This window comes from Agarivorans sp. QJM3NY_33 (assembly GCF_050870865.2).
Taxonomy (GTDB): Bacteria; Pseudomonadota; Gammaproteobacteria; order Enterobacterales; family Celerinatantimonadaceae; genus Agarivorans.
In genome coordinates, this window is the sequence record NZ_CP194039.2 from 2,375,422 (window position 1) to 2,393,039 (window position 17,618).

16 protein-coding genes and 1 riboswitch are annotated in these 17,618 nt (G+C 44.3%); of the genes, 12 read left to right on the plus strand and 4 right to left on the minus strand.

Translation table 11 applies throughout. The features are described from left to right. Positions 1–61: 61 nt before the first annotated feature. Entirely contained in the window at positions 62–544 is a 483-nt protein-coding gene (locus ACRRSY_RS10660; protein ID WP_432453012.1) for an FKBP-type peptidyl-prolyl cis-trans isomerase, read from the plus strand. Positions 545–692: 148 nt separating this feature from the next. Here the strand turns inward: ACRRSY_RS10660 and ACRRSY_RS10665 are convergent, their stop codons facing one another. Beyond that, positions 693–2,240, minus strand: a complete 1,548-nt coding sequence (locus tag ACRRSY_RS10665) for a phospholipase D family protein (protein WP_432463152.1) — start codon at positions 2,238–2,240, stop codon at positions 693–695. A gap of 389 nt (positions 2,241–2,629) precedes the next feature. Between ACRRSY_RS10665 and ACRRSY_RS10670 the strand changes: the two genes are divergently transcribed. The 8 genes from ACRRSY_RS10670 to moaE all read left to right on the plus strand — a co-directional run bounded on the left by ACRRSY_RS10670 (position 2,630) and on the right by moaE (position 8,926). Then, on the plus strand, positions 2,630–4,762 hold the full coding sequence (locus ACRRSY_RS10670; RefSeq protein ID WP_432453014.1) for a YgiQ family radical SAM protein: 2,133 nt from the start codon (positions 2,630–2,632) through the stop codon (positions 4,760–4,762). Between the two features lie 142 nt (positions 4,763–4,904). Next, positions 4,905–5,201 (plus strand): Dabb family protein, encoded by a 297-nt coding sequence (locus tag ACRRSY_RS10675; protein ID WP_432453015.1) that lies wholly within the window; start codon positions 4,905–4,907, stop codon positions 5,199–5,201. Positions 5,202–5,337: 136 nt separating this feature from the next. After that, positions 5,338–5,478: riboswitch (molybdenum cofactor riboswitch) on the plus strand. Beyond that, on the plus strand, positions 5,467–6,441 hold the full coding sequence (gene moaA, locus ACRRSY_RS10680; protein ID WP_432453016.1) for a GTP 3',8-cyclase MoaA: 975 nt from the start codon (positions 5,467–5,469) through the stop codon (positions 6,439–6,441). (Overlaps the previous riboswitch by 12 nt.) Positions 6,442–6,657: 216 nt before the next feature. Then, the gene (gene mobA / locus ACRRSY_RS10685) at positions 6,658–7,230 is read left to right on the plus strand and encodes a molybdenum cofactor guanylyltransferase (RefSeq protein WP_432453017.1); all 573 of its coding nucleotides are present in this window, start codon (positions 6,658–6,660) and stop codon (positions 7,228–7,230) included. Further along, positions 7,227–7,739, plus strand: a complete 513-nt coding sequence (gene moaB, locus ACRRSY_RS10690) for a molybdenum cofactor biosynthesis protein B (RefSeq protein WP_432453018.1) — start codon at positions 7,227–7,229, stop codon at positions 7,737–7,739. Before mobA ends, moaB begins: the two co-directional genes overlap by 4 nt. 6 nt (positions 7,740–7,745) lie before the next feature. Next, a complete protein-coding gene (gene moaC, locus ACRRSY_RS10695) occupies positions 7,746–8,243 on the plus strand; it encodes a cyclic pyranopterin monophosphate synthase MoaC (protein WP_432453019.1) in 498 nt (165 codons plus the stop codon). Continuing rightward, positions 8,237–8,485, plus strand: coding sequence for a molybdopterin converting factor subunit 1 (moaD, locus tag ACRRSY_RS10700; protein ID WP_432453020.1), 249 nt, complete (start codon positions 8,237–8,239; stop codon positions 8,483–8,485). Before moaC ends, moaD begins: the two co-directional genes overlap by 7 nt. Beyond that, complete coding sequence (gene moaE / locus ACRRSY_RS10705; protein ID WP_432453021.1) at positions 8,486–8,926, plus strand: molybdopterin synthase catalytic subunit MoaE; 441 nt, start codon at positions 8,486–8,488, stop codon at positions 8,924–8,926. Between the two features lie 145 nt (positions 8,927–9,071). Here moaE and moeA read toward each other — a convergent pair whose 3' ends face one another. Continuing rightward, entirely contained in the window at positions 9,072–10,304 is a 1,233-nt protein-coding gene (gene moeA, locus ACRRSY_RS10710; protein ID WP_432453022.1) for a molybdopterin molybdotransferase MoeA, read from the minus strand. A gap of 322 nt (positions 10,305–10,626) precedes the next feature. Here moeA and ACRRSY_RS10715 point away from each other — a divergent pair, with 322 nt between their 5' ends. After that, a complete protein-coding gene (locus ACRRSY_RS10715; RefSeq protein WP_432453023.1) occupies positions 10,627–11,226 on the plus strand; it encodes a GNAT family N-acetyltransferase in 600 nt (199 codons plus the stop codon). Position 11,227: 1 nt separating this feature from the next. After that, on the plus strand, positions 11,228–11,509 hold the full coding sequence (locus ACRRSY_RS10720) for an acylphosphatase (protein ID WP_432453024.1): 282 nt from the start codon (positions 11,228–11,230) through the stop codon (positions 11,507–11,509). A 101-nt stretch (positions 11,510–11,610) separates the two neighbouring features. Here ACRRSY_RS10720 and exaC read toward each other — a convergent pair whose 3' ends face one another. Next, on the minus strand, positions 11,611–13,131 hold the full coding sequence (exaC, locus tag ACRRSY_RS10725) for an acetaldehyde dehydrogenase ExaC (RefSeq protein ID WP_432453025.1): 1,521 nt from the start codon (positions 13,129–13,131) through the stop codon (positions 11,611–11,613). Positions 13,132–13,384: 253 nt separating this feature from the next. Here exaC and ACRRSY_RS10730 point away from each other — a divergent pair, with 253 nt between their 5' ends. After that, a complete protein-coding gene (locus ACRRSY_RS10730; protein ID WP_432453026.1) occupies positions 13,385–15,154 on the plus strand; it encodes a sigma-54-dependent Fis family transcriptional regulator in 1,770 nt (589 codons plus the stop codon). A gap of 259 nt (positions 15,155–15,413) precedes the next feature. On the opposite strand, the gene metG is transcribed toward ACRRSY_RS10730, so the two are convergent. Next, entirely contained in the window at positions 15,414–17,465 is a 2,052-nt protein-coding gene (metG, locus tag ACRRSY_RS10735) for a methionine--tRNA ligase (RefSeq protein ID WP_432453028.1), read from the minus strand. Positions 17,466–17,618 lie beyond the last annotated feature (153 nt).

The window sequence follows — 17,618 nt, forward strand, 5'->3', positions numbered from 1 at the left end:
CAAAGCTTTAGAATTGGCGGTTTCGTGGCATCGCCACAACCCATAAATTGAGGAATCATTGATGACTATCGCAAAAGACGATGTTGCCATAATCGAATACACGGTACATGCAAACGGTGAGCAATTAGACACCTCTGAAGGTAAAGAACCACTGGCAGTGATTGTTGGTCAAGGTCAACTCGTACCAGGTCTAGAAAACGCGCTACTTGGTAAAAAAGTTGGCGATAAGTTTGACGCAGAGATCGCTGCCGCAGACGGTTATGGTGAGCGTAATGATAACCTTGTGCAAGCCGTGCCTAAATCAATGTTCGGCGAAGTTGAAGTGGAAGTTGGCATGCAGTTCCGAGCTACGACCGATGAAGGTGAGCAATCGGTGATTATTATTGGTATCGAAGATGATGAAGTCATTGTTGATGGTAACCATCCTTTATCTGGTATTGATTTAGCGTTTAGTATCGAAGTGGTTGAAACGCGTAAGGCCACCGAAGAAGAACTGGCCCATGGGCACGTTCATGCGGCTGGCGGTTGTGGTCACCACCACTAAGACGAAGCGGCTTAAAGTGTCGCGCAAGCTGGTGGCTCCAGAATAACCAGCTTGTTGCGAGGCGTGCCTCGCGAGCGACAGTATTTATCGTCGTAACATCACTATTCACCCCGCAAATAATTATCCAATATGGCTCGTTTGCGAGCGATTACAGTTGATCTTCCAGTGGCAACAAACCCACCAACCAGGCTTGAAATTTCCGCCATAGGGTGGCTTTCGGTTCTTGGCTGTAAATAATCTCGGTTTGATTGCGTAATTTTTCGCGCCAGCGTAGCCGATGATTACTATCGAGCTGAACTTGATAACTTTTATAATCCAGATTATCACGTATTTGTTGGGTGACCTTGTCCGCCAAATTAGGGCAGCTTAGTAACAAGCCCATTTCGGTGTTTAAATTGATGGAGCGAGGATCCCAATTAAAGGAGCCGATAAATAATTTTTCCTGATCGATAACAAACAACTTGCTATGTAAGCTGGCTCGAGAGGCCCCCTTACCGAAAAAAGCAAGCCGTTGACGTTGCTTTGCATCGGGTTTTATTTCATAAATAAACACGTTTGCTTCCAGCAGTTGCTGGCGGTAGTTTTTATATCCGGCATGCACCGCTGCGACATCGGTTGCGGCTAAAGAATTGGTAATCACACTCACATCTACGCCGCTTTTGGCTATAGCGGACAAACCTTGGCTACCTGCTACTCCGGGTACAAAATATGGCGAACTAAGCAGGATAGTTTGTTTAGCCCGACCCAATACTTGTGCCAGATTGCTAGCAACATCTTGCGCAAAATCGGGGTTTTTATCGGGATGGTCGACGAATAATTCAGCGTCACACCAATACAGTACATCGCGTAAAGAATGGTTGCTAATTAGCTGTTGATAGCGAGTATGCGCCTGTAGCAGCGGCTTAAGGCTTTGGCTGAATAATTGTTGTTCTAAACGTCGTAATTGGGCATCTTGGTCGACCGATTTAAGGTTGAGGGCTTCCATCGGGTAGCTACGTCGATCATTCCAGTACAAGTCGAAGGCTTGGCTCACCTGCTGAACCACCGGCCCAAAAGCCATGGCGTCGATGTCGGCAAAGTCGAGGTCATCCCGCGCGCTAAAATACTCATCGCCAATATTTCGACCACCAACCACACTGATCAAGCCATCGATGGTTAATGATTTATTGTGCATCCGGCTATTTAAACGCTGAAAATCTCCCAGCATATTGGTCACGCGAAAGCGTCTATTATAGAAGGGATTGAATATTCTCACTTCGATATTCGGGTGCATCGTAATGGCTTTGAGCATATCGTCGTAGTTATTGGTGTTAATGTCGTCCATGAGCAAGCGCACCCGTACCCCTCGCTCCGCAGCTTTTAACAAATGACCCAGAAAAATTGCCCCCGTTAGATCTTCCTTAATCATATAGTATTGGGCATCTATCGATAACTGAGCCTTTTCGATGAGGGCTATTCGTGCGGCCAGCGCACTCACCCCATCAGGTAATATCGCAATGCCATTTTTACCCGGCTGGTAGCTCTGAAGTTGCATGATACTTTGTTTATTGGACAGCTCATCTGGCGCAATTAGTGCGTAGCTCGCTTGTTTGTATTGGGCGATAAGTGCGGGGTCGGGACGCTGTGCACAACCAAAAAATACCAGGCCAGCGAATGCCATGATGATTAACTTTACTAAAAATTTAGTCGCGTCCATGTGCTTGTTCTTTTCCAAATAAATTGAATTGAGGACCAAGGGTTGGCTGCGAACATCGCCCAGTAAGCGCTTTTTTCATCGAGCAGTCGTTATCTCCCTAAGGCTCGGTAAGCAGCGTTTTTTACTAAGCGTTGCAATCTGTTTGGCCATACGATTGATCTAAACCAAAAGCGCTATCACCAATGGTATATATTGTGAATTTGGGCCGAAGGCCTCTCGCTTTGCTTAACTATTTAAATTACAAAGAAATGTTAGCTGTTATTTAGTGTTTAAGCTAGCTAACCAACAGGCAGATAAAAAGTTAGTTTGTTAATTTGGTGTTAATCCGTTTCCTTAGCTTGGTGAATACGTATATAATATGCGGCCTTCATTTTCGAGACCTTAAGCCTATGCACACCGCTGAAACCCTATTTAAACCTGAAAGCTGCGTGAATCGTCAGCGTAAGGCTGCGCCGTTTTTGCCGATGTCGCGCAAAGAGATGAAAGCTTTAGGTTGGGATAGTTGCGATGTGATACTCGTGACTGGCGATGCTTATGTTGATCACCCCAGTTTTGGTATGGCGGTGATTGGTCGAATGCTGGAAGCCAAGGGGTTTCGGGTCGGCATTATTGCGCAGCCCGAATGGACCAACAAAAATGATTTTATGCGCCTTGGTAAACCCAATCTGTTTTTTGGGGTGACGGCCGGCAATATGGACTCGATGATTAATCGTTATACAGCCGATCGTAAATTACGCCATGACGATGCCTACACGCCAAACAATGAAGGTGGCAAACGACCCGATCGGGCGGTAATTGTGTATTCACAGCGCTGTAAAGAAGCCTATAAAGATGTGCCGGTGATCTTAGGTGGTATTGAAGCCAGCTTACGACGAATTGCCCATTATGATTATTGGTCTGACAAAGTGCGTCGCTCGGTTTTGTTTGATGCCAAGGCTGAACTATTGATTTACGGTAATGCCGAACGTCCCCTGGTTGAAGTGGCCTATCGTTTGAGTCAGGGCGAAGCTATCGCCGAGCTCAACGATGTGCGTGGTACTGCGATTATTCGTAAACAAGCGCTGCCCGGTTGGAGCGGTTTAGATTCCAGTCATTTGGATAAACCCGGTAAAATCGATCCGATTATTAGCCCTTATGCCGAGATTGAAGAAAGCTGTTCTACTCAAGATGATTCGGTAGAAACGATTGATCCACAGCAAGCCAAGCCGATTGTGGTGCAGATGGAAAAGAAACGGCCTTGGGAAGAAGTTTACATTAACTTGCCGGCCTACGAGCAGGTGAAAGTGAACCCGGTGTTATACGCTCATGCTTCGCGTATTTTTCACCTCGAAACTAATCCCGGTTGTGCACGTGCTTTAGCGCAGCGTCATGGCGACCGGATTGTCTGGTTAAACCCACCGGCTTTACCTTTGAGTACTGAAGATATGGACGGGGTATTTGGTCTGCCTTATCAACGCATTCCACATCCCAGTTATGGCAAAGCGAAGATCCCAGCCTATGACATGATTAAGTTTTCCATCAACATCATGCGGGGCTGTTATGGCGGCTGTACCTTCTGTTCGATCACCGAACATGAAGGGCGAATTATTCAGAGTCGCTCGGAAGATTCAATCATTGAAGAGATCGAACAGATCAGAGATCAAGTTCCTGGTTTTACGGGGGTTATTTCTGATTTAGGTGGACCTACGGCAAACATGTATCGGCTGAATTGCAAGAGCCCCAAGGCCGAAGAAACTTGTCGACGCTTATCCTGCGTTTATCCGAGTATTTGCCATCATATGGACACCGACCACCAACCGACCATCGATCTATATCGGCGGGCTCGCAAGGTTGAAGGGATCAAAAAAATCCTGATTGCTTCTGGTGTGCGGTACGACATTGCTATTGAAGATCCGCGCTATATTAAAGAGTTAGCACTGCACCATGTGGGCGGATATCTGAAAATTGCGCCTGAGCATACCGAAGAAGGGCCCTTATCAAAGATGATGAAACCGGGCATGGGAACTTATTATAAATTTAAAGAGTTATTTGATAAGTACTCACAGGAAGCAGGGAAGAAGCAGTACCTTATCCCGTACTTTATTTCGGCTCATCCGGGAACCAAAGATGAAGACATGGTCACCCTTGCATTGTGGTTGAAGAAAAACAAGTTTCGCTTAGATCAGGTGCAAAATTTCTATCCTTCGCCGCTGGCCAATGCTACCACGATGTATCATACCGAGCGCAATCCTTTGCACAAGATCAGCCATAGCAGCGAGCGAGTTCCAGTAGCGAAAAAAGGGCGTCAGCGGCGTTTGCATAAGGCTTTACTGCGTTATCATGATGAGAAGAACTGGCCAATTATTCGGGAAGGTTTAACCAACATGGGCTTAACCAAGTTAATTGGGAATGGCTTACACCATCTGGTGCCTGCCGAAGGTCGTCGTGATGGTCGTCGCGCCGGTAATCGTGGTTTTAAAGGTGCCAAAAACAGCCAGTTTGCTGCCACCCGATTTACCAACAAGCAATTTAAACGTAAATAGGCTGGTGGTTGATTTGAATATTCTTTTTATTAGTGACTTAGTTTCAGCCTCTAGGTTATAGCGGCATGGCTCAACGGAGCGATAGATTGTTGAATCATTTCAATGTTTATCGCTCCGATATAGGCATTTGAAGGAGTACATCATGATACGGCATATATTGCTGATTAAGTTCCAGGCCACGGCAGACACGGTGCAGATTAAGCACTTGCAAACCTTATTTGAAGCGATGCCGCAAAAAGTTACTGGGGTGCTTACGGTTGAATGGGGCGTAAACAACAGCCCAGAGTATCGAAATAAGGGATATACGCATTCGGTACTGATGACTTTTGCAGACGAAGCTGGGCGACAAAACTATTTACCTCATCCCGAGCACCTTGCGCTTAAGCAAGTACTCAGACCTTTATTAGACGACATTATCGTATTTGACTTTCAGTTATAGCGAACGACAGCAAAGGTCTGGTGAGATAAATTTCCAAGCCAAATTCCTTTTAGTTCCACCAGCTTAATGCTAAAAGCATGTTACATAAACCCATCACTCGAAATAAATTACTTAACAAACAGCGATTTATTGCTTAGCATTCAGCAATCACCGAAGTCTAAATCGACCTAAGTCATAACGATATGGCGTTTAGACCCTTAGCAATAGTCTAAGCAGGGTAAAGGACAGAAATGCCTTTGCCTCCCGCATTTGGAAAGGTTGATTTATGTTATCGGATTCATTTTCCCGACAGTTTAGCTATTTGCGGCTTTCGCTCACTGAAGTTTGTAATTTTAAGTGCAACTACTGTCTTCCCGATGGCTATCATTGCGATACGCCTAAAAGCGAACTTAAGCTGTCGGAGATCGCGTTGCTCGCGCGTTGTTTTGCAGACTTAGGCACCAATAAGATCCGTTTAACTGGCGGTGAACCCAGCTTACGCAAAGACTTAGTCGAAGTGATCGAAATCTGTTCCCAAACCGAGGGAATTGAGCACTTGGCGATGACCACCAATGGTTTTAAATTAGCTAAACATGCCAAGCAATGGAGACAAGCCGGCTTAAACCATATTAATATTAGTGTTGATAGTTTGGACCCGCGTCAATTTGCTGCGATTACTGGCACCAACAGCTTTGTGAAAGTTATGGCGGGGGTTGACGAGGCTCTCAACCAAGGTTTTCGCTCTATAAAATTGAACGCGGTGTTGATTAAGCAGCTTGCAAAACATGGCTTTGAACAATATCTAAACTGGATCAAACACCGTCCGGTCGAAGTCCGCTTTATTGAAGTGATGGAAATAGGGGCAAATCCCGAATATTTTGAACAACATCATATTGCTGGGACGGGATTTAAACAGCAACTGCTGTCACGCGGATGGCAAGCGCAGATAAGAGCCCATAATGCCGGTCCTGCTGAGGTTTTTTACCATCCAGATTACGCCGGTAAGGTTGGTTTAATCATGCCCTATGCTAAAGATTTTTGTAGTACGTGCAATCGATTACGAGTCTCTTCTCAAGGGCGGTTGCATCTGTGTTTGTTTGGTGAAGAGGGGATTGAACTACGTGATTTGTTGAACTCCCCATTACAGCAGGCCGCTTTAACTCAACGAATTGAACAAGCCTTGTTGAGTAAAAAAGGGACTCACTTCCTTCATGATGGTAATACTGGCGCCACCCCTCATTTAGCGTCAATAGGCGGTTAGTTGTTAACGATGATGTATCATTGTGAGTCATCGGGAAGGTTGAAGTCACGTCATTTCCGTTTATCCCTTTAGCCAAGGCCCTTAAATTGGCCGCTGAGCCGAACAAGAGAAACACCAATAAGTTTATATTATATTAATACTTTTAATCATTACGCTAAATAGGCATTATTATGGTGAGCAAGCCGATGCAACAAAAGGATTGATGAGTCGTTATTTATGCAGGCAATTATCGGGGTAGTACTTGCAGGCGGGCGCTCTAGCAGGATGGGGCGCGACAAAGCGCTTCTTCACTGGCAGGGCAAAACTCTATTGCAGACCAAGGTTGAACAATTACAAAGGCTGCTTGGCTCTGCAGTATATGTGAGCGGCCAATATCCGGGCTATCAGTGTATCGTGGATATTGATATTTCCCGCGGCCCTTTGTCAGGTATTTATAGTTGTTTAAATCAGTTGGAGTCGCCAGCGTTTTTATTTGTACCGGTTGATATGCCATTACTGTCCGATGTGGTCCTCCGTCAATTATTGGCATGCTTTCAGCAAACCAATCGGAGTGCCTATTGCCAAAATAGTATGTTTCCACTTTATGTGGTTCGGAATCAACAAACAGAATCGATCTTACGCTCGCTGCTAGATGAACAAGATCCCAAGCGCGCTTCAATTGTTGCCTTTAGTTCAGCGATTGGTGCAAACGTCATTGAGTTACCCGCTGAATATCAAACAGTGATGGTCAATACTAATACGCCCGACCAATGGCAAGCGGCCCAAAAAACCAATGGAGAACACTCATGAGCCATTTGGCTACCGTTCAACAAACATTCTTAAATATTGCGGTACTTACGGTTTCAGATACCCGTAATGAAGCTACCGATAGTTCCGGCCAATATCTTGCGGAGGCACTTCAGCAAGCAGGACACCGGTTAGCGGATAAGCACATCGTAATTGACGATGTTTATCAAATTCGCGCGATTGTCAGCCAATGGATTGCTTCGTCTGAGATTGATTGTGTGATTAGCACTGGCGGAACAGGCTTTACTGCTAGAGATAATACTCCGGAAGCTATGAGCGTATTATTTGATAAAGACATTGAAGGCTTTGGCGAATTGTTCCGGAGTATTTCTTATCAAGAAATAGGCACATCTACGGTGCAAAGTCGTGCTTTAGCAGGTTTTGCCAATAAGACTGTGATTTTTTGTGTCCCAGGGTCAACCAATGCCTGTAAGACCGCATGGCAAAAAATACTTTTAGAACAACTTAATAGTACCCACAAGCCTTGTAACTTTGTGCCCCATATCAGGTGATTTTGGATGAGTAAATTTAGTCATATTAATGCTTCTGGCGAAGCTATCATGGTTGATGTCTCTGATAAGATAGCGACCAGCCGCGTGGCCAAGGCTCAGGCTTTAGTATTGGTTAACCAGCAGGTGGTTGATAATTTATTAGGTGCAGAGCAGCACAAAGGAGATGTTTTTGCTTGTGCTCGTATTGCAGGTATTCAAGCGGCTAAAAAAACTTCCGATTTAATCCCGCTTTGTCACCCCTTGATGCTGAGCAAAGTGAGTGTCGATTTAACTTTAGATGCATCTCGTCGAGAGATCTTGATTGTAAGTACTGTTAAATTAAGCGGCGTAACTGGGGTCGAGATGGAAGCTTTAACTGCTGCTAGCGTTGCAGCATTAACTATTTATGATATGTGTAAAGCGATTCAAAAGGATATTGTCATTCAAGATATTCGATTACTTGAAAAACATGGCGGTAAGTCTGGTTCTTTCCAAGTGAGTGGCCGTGAGGAAAATAAATGTTAATTAAGGTGTTATTTTTTGCTCGCTTAAAAGATCAGCTCGGCCAATCGGCGGTGACTATCGAACTCACCAATGGCGGCGACACTGCCACACTAAAACAGCAGCTTTTGAGCCTAGGCTCTCGCTGGACTGCATTGCAAGATCCAGCGTTATTAATGGCCGTTAATCACCAGCATGTAAACCACGATGTGGCTTTACATGCTGGTGACGAAGTCGCATTTTTCCCTCCCGTTACAGGTGGTTAGATGATTAAAGTTCAGCAACAAGATTTCGATGTAGGCGCCGAATACCAACGTTTGGCAACCAATTGCCACACCGGCTCGATTGTGTTTTTTGTCGGTTTAGTGCGGGATATGAATCTTGGAGAGCAAGTCGACAGCTTGCATCTTGAGCACTATCCCGGGATGACCGAAAAGCAGCTGGCTGATATTGTTGAGCAGGCCAAACAACGTTGGCCGATCCAAGATGCTAATATTATCCATCGAGTGGGGGATTTGGAAGTTAACCAACAGATTGTGTTTGTTGGAGTGAATAGTGAACACCGCGAAACGTCATTTGCCGCGTGTCAATTCATCATGGATTACTTAAAGACACAAGCTACATTTTGGAAAAAGGAACGTGGTCAGCAGGGCGAATCTTGGCTCGATGCGAGACAGTCTGATTTACGTGCCACAAGTAAATGGTAAAGCTTTAAGGGCTTCAACCTATAGCCTTACACTGATGGTCCTTCATTTTGCGATTCTAATGCCTTGTTGGTTAACGGCTAAGCTTTCATAAGCTTTGCCTTGTTTAGTGGAGCACCTAGCATCGAGATAGAGATCAAACCTAGCATTAAATCATGGGGCTGGCGAATAGCTCTATTTTGACCCATTCTCCTGCCATCACCTTGCCACGCTCTTGTTCTAACACGATAAAACAGTTTGCTTGACTAAGGCTGCTAAAAATAGCGCTGCCTTGATTTCCTGTGGGGGATACTTGCAGCTGCCCTTGCGCATCTGTACTCACAATACCACGCTGGAAATCGAGTCTTCCGGGACGTTTTTTCAACGCTGTCGTCGTTTGAGCGCTGATTTGCGGTGGCGCTTGATAATTCCAGGCACTTGCCTTTGCAATGACAAGCAAGGCCAATTTGTAAAAAGTAATGTAAGCGGAAACTGGGTTGCCGGGAAGGCCAATAAAGTAAGACTCTTTTAACTGGCCAAAAGCGAAAGGCTTACCCGGTTTCATTGCCACTTTCCAAAATCCGATCTCTCCCAGTTCGTCCAGCACCAATTTTGTATAATCTGCTTCACCAACTGATACGCCGCCACTACAGATCACAATATCAGCCTGTTGGTCTGCTTGCTCGAATGCTTGTTTGATCAATGAATGTTGATCTGGAATAAGCCCAAAATCGAGCACTTCAACAGGTAAGCGTTCTAGCATCGCTTTAATTGCAAAGCGATTACTGTCATAAATTTGCCCATGACTTAACGGATTGCCGGGGGCGATAAGTTCATCTCCTGTGGACATCAGCGCTACTTTCAGACGAGTTTGCACCGCAATTTGATCGAACCCTAAGCTGGCTAATAGGCCAATATGACTTGAATTGAGCAAAGTATTCGCGCTAATCACGATTTGCCCTTGAGTGATATCCTCTCCCATTTTTCGGATATTATTCCCGATGGATATTGGCTGTTTAAAGGTAATCAGAGAACCATCGACACTGGTATTTTCTTGCATTTCGACTGCATCGGCACCGCATGGTAGAGGTGCTCCGGTCATGATCCTGACACAGTGCTTTGGTTTAAGTTGGTGTTTGTTTACGTCTCCGGCAAACACCTTTTCACTGAGCGGAAGTTGTTGATTGGCCGGTAAGTGACTCACACATAGTGCGTAACCGTCCATGGCACTGTTATCGAAGGGAGGGATATTCAATGGTGAAATAAGATCAGCAGCGAGCACTCGGTTTAAGGCTGAATCTAAACCGACCATTTCAGTCTTGGTGATTACTTTTACATTTTCATTGAGCAGTGCTTTGGCTTGTTCCAGTGGCAATAGTCCAGGTTGGTGACAACAATCCATTGATTTTCCTATATATGAGTGCTTGATTATTAATATAACAAGATTATCGTATCTTTGACTGTAGGGGCAGGGAATTCATTAAAAAAACAATTTAGTCGAAAATACTGTATAACTAACTCGCCTTTGATTTTGCTTAAGTATAGCGAACACGCATTAGTTTAATGTACTATGAATGGTTGATTTAATAATATTAAATGTGAAACTGTCAAAAGTTAACGGCTTGTTATTTTTTATGTTGCGGATTAACATAATACAGCTATGATTTAACTGGTTTGTTACAGATGTGGCAAATTTAGGCCAGAATATTTTCAAGGAAGTTTATATGTCCACAGAGCCGAGTCCGAATCTAGTCGTTCGTGCTATTTCCAGCATCGAGCTTTATCAATTTTGTGAGTTATTGATGGAAGCTGCGTCTTGGTTTGAGTCACGGGGGGAAACCTTGTGGAAATGCCATCACATCACTCCTCACTCCATGTTAGCAAGTCATCGTTTAGATGAGATGTATATGGGGTATATTGCTGGTAAACCTGTCGCCGCGATGATTTTAGACAAAAACAGTGGAATTATTGATGTCGGTTTAGAAGAAAAACGCGAAAGCTTATTTATGCATAAGCTAACCGTTAAACGAGAATTTGCGGGTCAAGGTATTGCCAAGGCAATGGTGGATTGGGCGCGTTGCAGTGCCTTAAAAAAAGGATATACATTGCTGAGTCTTATTTGCAATTGCCAAGACCAACGACTTCGTTGGACCTTGGGTCAGTTTGGTTTTGAAGAAATAGAGATACTGAACCCCCATTATCAGTTACAACGTTATTTTCGTTTGGATTTGGAACACTGCAAAGTGCCTCTGGATAGGCCTTCTGTTGAGGGCTTGAGTTTTGACTATTCGCAGTTAGACTGTGCGACTTCGTTAATGAGGTAGTATGAGAAATTATCGTTTAATGGCGGTTGTTAAAGGTCATGTTCAAGGCGTAGGCTATCGATATCATGTGATGCAACAAGCAAGTAAATCAGATATTGTTGGTTACGCTAAGAATTTGGCAAACGGTGATGTTGAAATATTTGCCGAAGGAAAACAAACCAATTTGGAGCAACTTATTTCATTTTTATATCATGCATCACCGCTTGGCCGGGTGTCTGAGGTGGAGACTTTGGAATTTATTTCTATCGATCAAAAATCCAAAACCAACTTTGTCTGCTATTAGCTGTTCTTCTGTGTTTCACTTCCGAATTATTTTGTAATGAATAACAAACAGTGGCTTTACATACTTTGCCACTGTTTGCTATTGGCTAAGCTTATTTGTTTTTAGAAGAAACCCAGCGGGTTCACGTCGTAACTAACCAACATATTTTTAGTATTTTGGTAATGTGAGAGGGCTATTTTGTGGGTTTCACGACCGATACCGGAACGTTTGTAGCCACCAAAAGCAGCATGTGCGGCGTAGGCGTGGTAGCAATTTACCCACACGCGACCAGCTTGGATATTTCGCCCCATTCGTTGTGCTAAATTGATATCGCGGGTCCACACGCCTGCGCCTAAACCATACTCGGTATCGTTGGCGATACGTAAGGCGTCGGCTTCATCTTTAAACGTGGTGACCGAAATCACCGGTCCAAATATTTCCTCCTGAAAGATCCGCATGTCATTAGTCCCTTTTAAAATCGTGGGACTCACAAAGTAACCGTTGTTATGTTGACCGGGTAACTTACAGGTATCACCACCCGTTAATAACTCTGCACCCTCATTGCGGCCGATCTCAAAATAACTGAGAATTTTATCCAGTTGTTCTTTAGAAACTTGAGCCCCCACTTGAGTTGTCAGATCAAGTGGATCCCCTTGCTTGATGGTTTTTACACGCTCTAGGACTCGTTGCATAAATTGATCATAAATGGATTCTTGGATCAACGCGCGGGAAGGGCAGGTACAAACTTCCCCTTGATTGAAAAATGCGAGTAGCATACCTTCCACAGCTTTATCCAAATAGTCATCTTCATGAGCCATCACGTCGGCAAAATAGATATTGGGCGATTTTCCGCCAAGTTCAACCGTTGAGGGGATCAGTGAATCGGCGGCACATTTTAATATATGCTGACCAACTTCAGTGGAGCCGGTAAAGGCTAACTTGGCGATACGCTTACTGATTGCCAGTGCTTGCCCAGCTTCAGCACCAAAGCCGTTGATCACGTTAATCACTCCGACAGGCACTAGATCTTCAATTAGCTCCATGAGTACCATAATCGATACCGGGGTTTGTTCTGCGGGTTTTAATACCACACAGTTACCAGCAGCAAGTGCTGGCGCTAGTTTCCATGCCGCCATGAGTAAAGGGAAGTTCCAAGGAATAATCTGTCCTACAACGCCTAAAGGTTCGGGAAAGTGATAACTGACAGTGGTTGAATCTATATCGGCAGCACCACCTTCTTGGGCTCGAATACAGCCCGCGAAATAGCGGAAGTGATCAACAAATAGTGGTATGTCTGCGTTCAATGTTTCGCGGATTGCTTTACCGTTTCCCCAAGTTTCGGCAACAGCAAGCGATTCTAAATGTTGTTCGACGCGATCGGCTATTTTTAATAAGACCTTAGAGCGATCTGCGACCGAAGTTTTGCCCCAGCCCGCACTTGCTGCATGAGCGGCATCGAGTGCTAAACCGACATCTTGAGCATCGGAACGAGCGACCTTGCAATAGACTTCACCGTTGACCGGTGAACGATTCTCAAAATATTGTCCATTTTTGGGTGGGACCCACCGACCACCGATAAAATTGTCGTATTGTTCTTTAAAAGTAATCAATGAACCTTCGGTTCCTGGCTGCGCATATAGCATCGTCAAATCCTTCTATAATTTACTTTTTGTTATCAAGTTGTTGCTTTTGTGGGTGCTGATATATTGCACTTAATCAGCGTATTGCAAGTGATGAACCAATTAATCAGGACTTGTTGTTAATGAAATGTAAAGTTATGATTGGTAAAATAAACTATTTTCTCAAGGTGTGGCGGGCTGGTTGTTGAGTCATCAGGTGGGCTGTCACACTGTTATATTCTGGCACATACAATGTGTTACATTTTGGAACAGTGTTATGAGCGTAAAGTACCAACTGCCCAATTCACTTAATGCCTCTTGGTTAAGAAGCCAAAATGCGGGCTTATCGGAGAGTTATTCACCAGACGAACTTCGTTTAGCCAAGGCTGAATTAAAAATGCGCCACCAACGGTATGACGATCTGATTCAATTAGTAAAAACTTATGCCTATCCATTATTTGAGCAATTGATGGCCCACACGTCTTGTCGATTGATTTTGTCTGATATAGATGGTTTTGTGATTGATCATTGGGGAATAGACAAGTTCGCCGATAAACTCGCGAATGTGGCTCTTGAGTCTGGTGTGAACTGGTTAGAGCAGTATAAAGGGACCAATGCCATTGGCACCGCTATCGCGATCGGACAAGCAGTATCTGTGGTTGGTGAACAGCATTATATTAAACACCATCGCTTTATGAGCTGTAGTGCCTGTCCAATCTTTTCTCCACAGGGCGAGATGGTCGCAGTGTTAGATATCACCAGTGAACAACAGCGCCATAACCAACAAGCTATGTCTTTAGTTGCGAGTCTCGCCCAACAAGTTGAGATTGCCTTGCTGTGTCGACTCCCCCAAAGTGTTTACCGGATTGACTTAGCTGCGCAACCGCATTTGCTTCATTCTGGCTGGCAGGGGATTGTCGTGGCCGATGAAGAAGGTAAAGTATTGGGTCATAACCCAATGGCTCGCCAGTTGATCAAACAACTCGAAGTGGGCCAGAGTTTGACGACTCATTTAGGCGAGCAGTGGTTAAGCAAGGTGCGCTCAGCTAACTTGCGCTTACATATGCAGACTAAAACCTTAAGCACACCTAAATTTGTGCATGCGAGGCCTCCGGCACAGCCAAAACTTTCAGGTTTTAAAGAACCATCAATTCAACGCGCTTGGCTGCATGCTCTCAAGGTGATCGAGAAATCTATTCCTTTGTTAATTTATGGGGAAACAGGGGTCGGTAAAGAGCAATTTGTAAAACGTCTGCATCAGGCTAGCCAACGCGCGAATCACGTTTTACAAGCCGTGAACTGCGCGGCCTTGCCGCACGACTTAGTCGAAAGTGAACTATTTGGTTATCAAGCTGGTGCTTTTACCGGTGCCGCTCCAAAAGGCGCTTTGGGAAAAATTCGTCAAGCGGCAGGTGGGTTTCTATTTCTGGATGAAATTGGTGAAATGTCTTTATCGGCACAAACTCGTTTATTGAGAGTATTGCAAGAGCGTGAAGTGGTCCCGGTGGGTGGACATCAAGCGATTGCGGTCGATGTTCAAGTGGTTGCCGCTACCCACGTAAATTTGAAACAACGAGTACAGCAGGGATTATTTAGAGAGGATTTATATTATCGTTTAAATGGATTTCAGCTAACTTTACCAGCATTACGCGAGCGTCGAGATATTCAACAGATGATCGAACAGATCCATTTGCAGCATTGCCATGCAGGTCAACGTATTTGTCCTCAGTTACTGGCTATTCTCTGCGCATATCAATGGCCGGGAAATCTGCGTGAATTAGATAATTTTATGCAGGTTGCTTGTTTGATGGCGGAACATCAAAAGTTATTACAATGGGATGATTTACCGGAGTCTCTGCAACAGCAACTTGGTCATCCAGCTGAAGATAGACTTTCTGGAGAGGTGGGTTTAAAGCAGACGATTGATGAGAATATCCTACAGGTTTATCAACGTTGCCATGGCAACATTAGCCAGAGTGCCAGACTGCTAGGGATCAGCCGTAATACGCTTTATCGAAAATTACGACGTTTAAAACATAGTCGTTAATCGTTTTGTTAATACTAATTTGGTTGGTTATATGACCAACTTATTGCGTAGAATAAATCTGCCGATAAACAGGTATGAAGGGCGTAACTAGTCGCTTTAATCATAAGGTTCATCATGCAGTGAACGGTGATTTAGGCAGCAACAATGAACCGACAATTAGTTATATTGTTATAAGGCAAGTGTCACTTATTTTAAAGATAAAAAATCCGAGCCCTTAGACTCGGATAGAACCATTGATTGATGACCAATCGTCGGTAAATTACATGACTCGCATGCCCGGTTGAGCACCATCATCGGGACTTAAGATCCATAAATCTTTTCCACCCGGTCCAGCGGCTAACACCATACCTTCAGAATTACCAAAGCGCATTTTTCTAGGTGCAAGATTTGCCACCATTACGGTTAACTTACCTTCTAGGTCTTCAGGGGAATAAGCGGATTTAATCCCCGCAAATACCTGGCGATTTTCACCACCAATATCGAGTTCGAGGCGAAGCAGCTTTTCGGCTTTTTCCACATGTTCCGCTTTAACGATACGAGCGATCCGTAAATCAATTTTTGCGAAATCATCAAAACTGATAGTTTCTGCAATTGGTTCAATTTCGACAGACTTGGCCGGTGTCGCGGTTTCTGTTTCAGTGGTGGTTTGGCTCGATGCCTGTAAGTTGTCTTTTGAGGCCTCAACCATGGCTTCAACTATGCTCATGTCGATACGTTGCATCAAGGCCTTAAAGCTTTGTATTTCACAACCCACCAAGTGCTCGCCAATTTCATTCCACTTCAATTCAACATTGAGGAACTTTTCCACTTTAATTGATAGTTCTGGGAGAACCGGTTTGAGGTAAGTGATCAGCACTTTAAATAAGTGGATCCCCATAGAGCAGACTTGATGCGCACGCTCTAAGGTGTCTTCTTGTTTGGCAAGTTGCCATGGTGCTTCTTCGGCAATATATTGATTAGCTTTATCAGCCAGCGCCATAATTTCTCGCATCGCCTTACCAAACTCACGATCTTCATAGAGTGCGGCGATGGTTTGCTCTGCATCGGTAAATTCTTTTAATAAGCCCGGATTAATCAGTTCGCTAGACAAACGGGAGTCAAAACGTTTACTAATAAAGCCAGCAGTACGACTGGCGATGTTGATCACCTTGCCAACTAAATCGGAATTAACCCGCTGCGCAAAATCTTCAAGATTTAAATCTAAATCATCGATTTTATTGTTTAATTTGGCTGCATAATAGTAGCGTAAATACTCAGGATCTAGATGATCCAAATAAGTGCGCGCCTTAATAAAGGTACCACGAGACTTAGACATTTTGGCACCATTCACCGTGACGAAACCATGCGCGTAAACACTGGTTGGTTTACGGTAACCTGCACCTTCTAACATTGCCGGCCAAAACAGACTGTGGAAGTAAATAATGTCTTTACCGATGAAGTGATAAACTTCTGCTTTTGAGTCTTGGTTCCAATAATGAGCAAAATCTAAATCGTCACGTTTGTCACATAAATTCTTAAAGCTGCCCATATAACCAATCGGCGCATCGAGCCAAACATAAAAGTATTTATCGTCGGTCTCTGGTATTTGGAAACCAAAGTACGGTGCATCGCGACTGATGTCCCATTGTTGCAAGCCTTGTTCAAACCATTCGCTTAGTTTGTTAGACATTTCATCCTGCAGCGATCCAGATACAGTCCAATCTTTCAGCATTTTCTGAAAGGCTGGCAAATCAAAGAAGTAGTGCTCGGAATCTTTGAGGACCGGTTCGGCACCTGAAACTACCGATTTAGGTGAAACTAGATCAGCTGGGCTATAGGTTGCGCCGCAATTATCACAGTTGTCGCCATTTTGATCGTCGCTGCCACATTTAGGGCAGGTTCCTTTAACAAATCGATCGGGCAAAAACATGTTTTTCTCAGGGTCGTATAGTTGAGAAATAGTCCGCGTTTTTATGTGACCGGCTTGGTTCAATCGACTATAGATATCTTCTGATAAAATTTTATTCTCAGGGCTGTGCGTAGAGTGATAGTTATCAAACGCAATGTTGAATTCTTTAAAGTCGGCACTATGTTCGCTATGAACCTGATTGATCATTTCTTCAGGGCTAATGCCCATCTGCTGAGCTTTTAGCATGATTGGCGTTCCGTGGGCATCATCGGCACACACATAAGTGCAGGTATGACCGCGTAACTTTTGGAAACGAACCCATATATCCGTTTGAATATATTCTAATAAATGGCCAAGGTGAATGGGTCCATTGGCATAGGGTAAAGCGCTGGTGACCAGAATTTCTCGTTGTTCGTTTGTCATGTGATCTACTGTAAGCTCAGTCAATAAACAGGGGAATCAAGGGATGTAATACTACCTTAAGCAAAGGTTTATGCCTAGAGGCTGTTGGCCTTTGAAGCTTGGTTTACAGTCGTTTATGGATGATTTGAGCACGGCTGTTCCTATCTAATCTAG

Coding starts and splice junctions, on each gene's coding strand:
- ACRRSY_RS10660 (WP_432453012.1), top strand. CDS start 62: ATGACTATCGCAAAAGACGATGTTGCCATAATCGAATACACGGTACAT.
- ACRRSY_RS10665 (WP_432463152.1), bottom strand. CDS start 2,240: ATGGACGCGACTAAATTTTTAGTAAAGTTAATCATCATGGCATTCGCT.
- ACRRSY_RS10670 (WP_432453014.1), top strand. CDS start 2,630: ATGCACACCGCTGAAACCCTATTTAAACCTGAAAGCTGCGTGAATCGT.
- ACRRSY_RS10675 (WP_432453015.1), top strand. CDS start 4,905: ATGATACGGCATATATTGCTGATTAAGTTCCAGGCCACGGCAGACACG.
- moaA (WP_432453016.1), top strand. CDS start 5,467: ATGTTATCGGATTCATTTTCCCGACAGTTTAGCTATTTGCGGCTTTCG.
- mobA (WP_432453017.1), top strand. CDS start 6,658: ATGCAGGCAATTATCGGGGTAGTACTTGCAGGCGGGCGCTCTAGCAGG.
- moaB (WP_432453018.1), top strand. CDS start 7,227: ATGAGCCATTTGGCTACCGTTCAACAAACATTCTTAAATATTGCGGTA.
- moaC (WP_432453019.1), top strand. CDS start 7,746: ATGAGTAAATTTAGTCATATTAATGCTTCTGGCGAAGCTATCATGGTT.
- moaD (WP_432453020.1), top strand. CDS start 8,237: ATGTTAATTAAGGTGTTATTTTTTGCTCGCTTAAAAGATCAGCTCGGC.
- moaE (WP_432453021.1), top strand. CDS start 8,486: ATGATTAAAGTTCAGCAACAAGATTTCGATGTAGGCGCCGAATACCAA.
- moeA (WP_432453022.1), bottom strand. CDS start 10,304: ATGGATTGTTGTCACCAACCTGGACTATTGCCACTGGAACAAGCCAAA.
- ACRRSY_RS10715 (WP_432453023.1), top strand. CDS start 10,627: ATGTCCACAGAGCCGAGTCCGAATCTAGTCGTTCGTGCTATTTCCAGC.
- ACRRSY_RS10720 (WP_432453024.1), top strand. CDS start 11,228: ATGAGAAATTATCGTTTAATGGCGGTTGTTAAAGGTCATGTTCAAGGC.
- exaC (WP_432453025.1), bottom strand. CDS start 13,131: ATGCTATATGCGCAGCCAGGAACCGAAGGTTCATTGATTACTTTTAAA.
- ACRRSY_RS10730 (WP_432453026.1), top strand. CDS start 13,385: ATGAGCGTAAAGTACCAACTGCCCAATTCACTTAATGCCTCTTGGTTA.
- metG (WP_432453028.1), bottom strand. CDS start 17,465: ATGACAAACGAACAACGAGAAATTCTGGTCACCAGCGCTTTACCCTAT.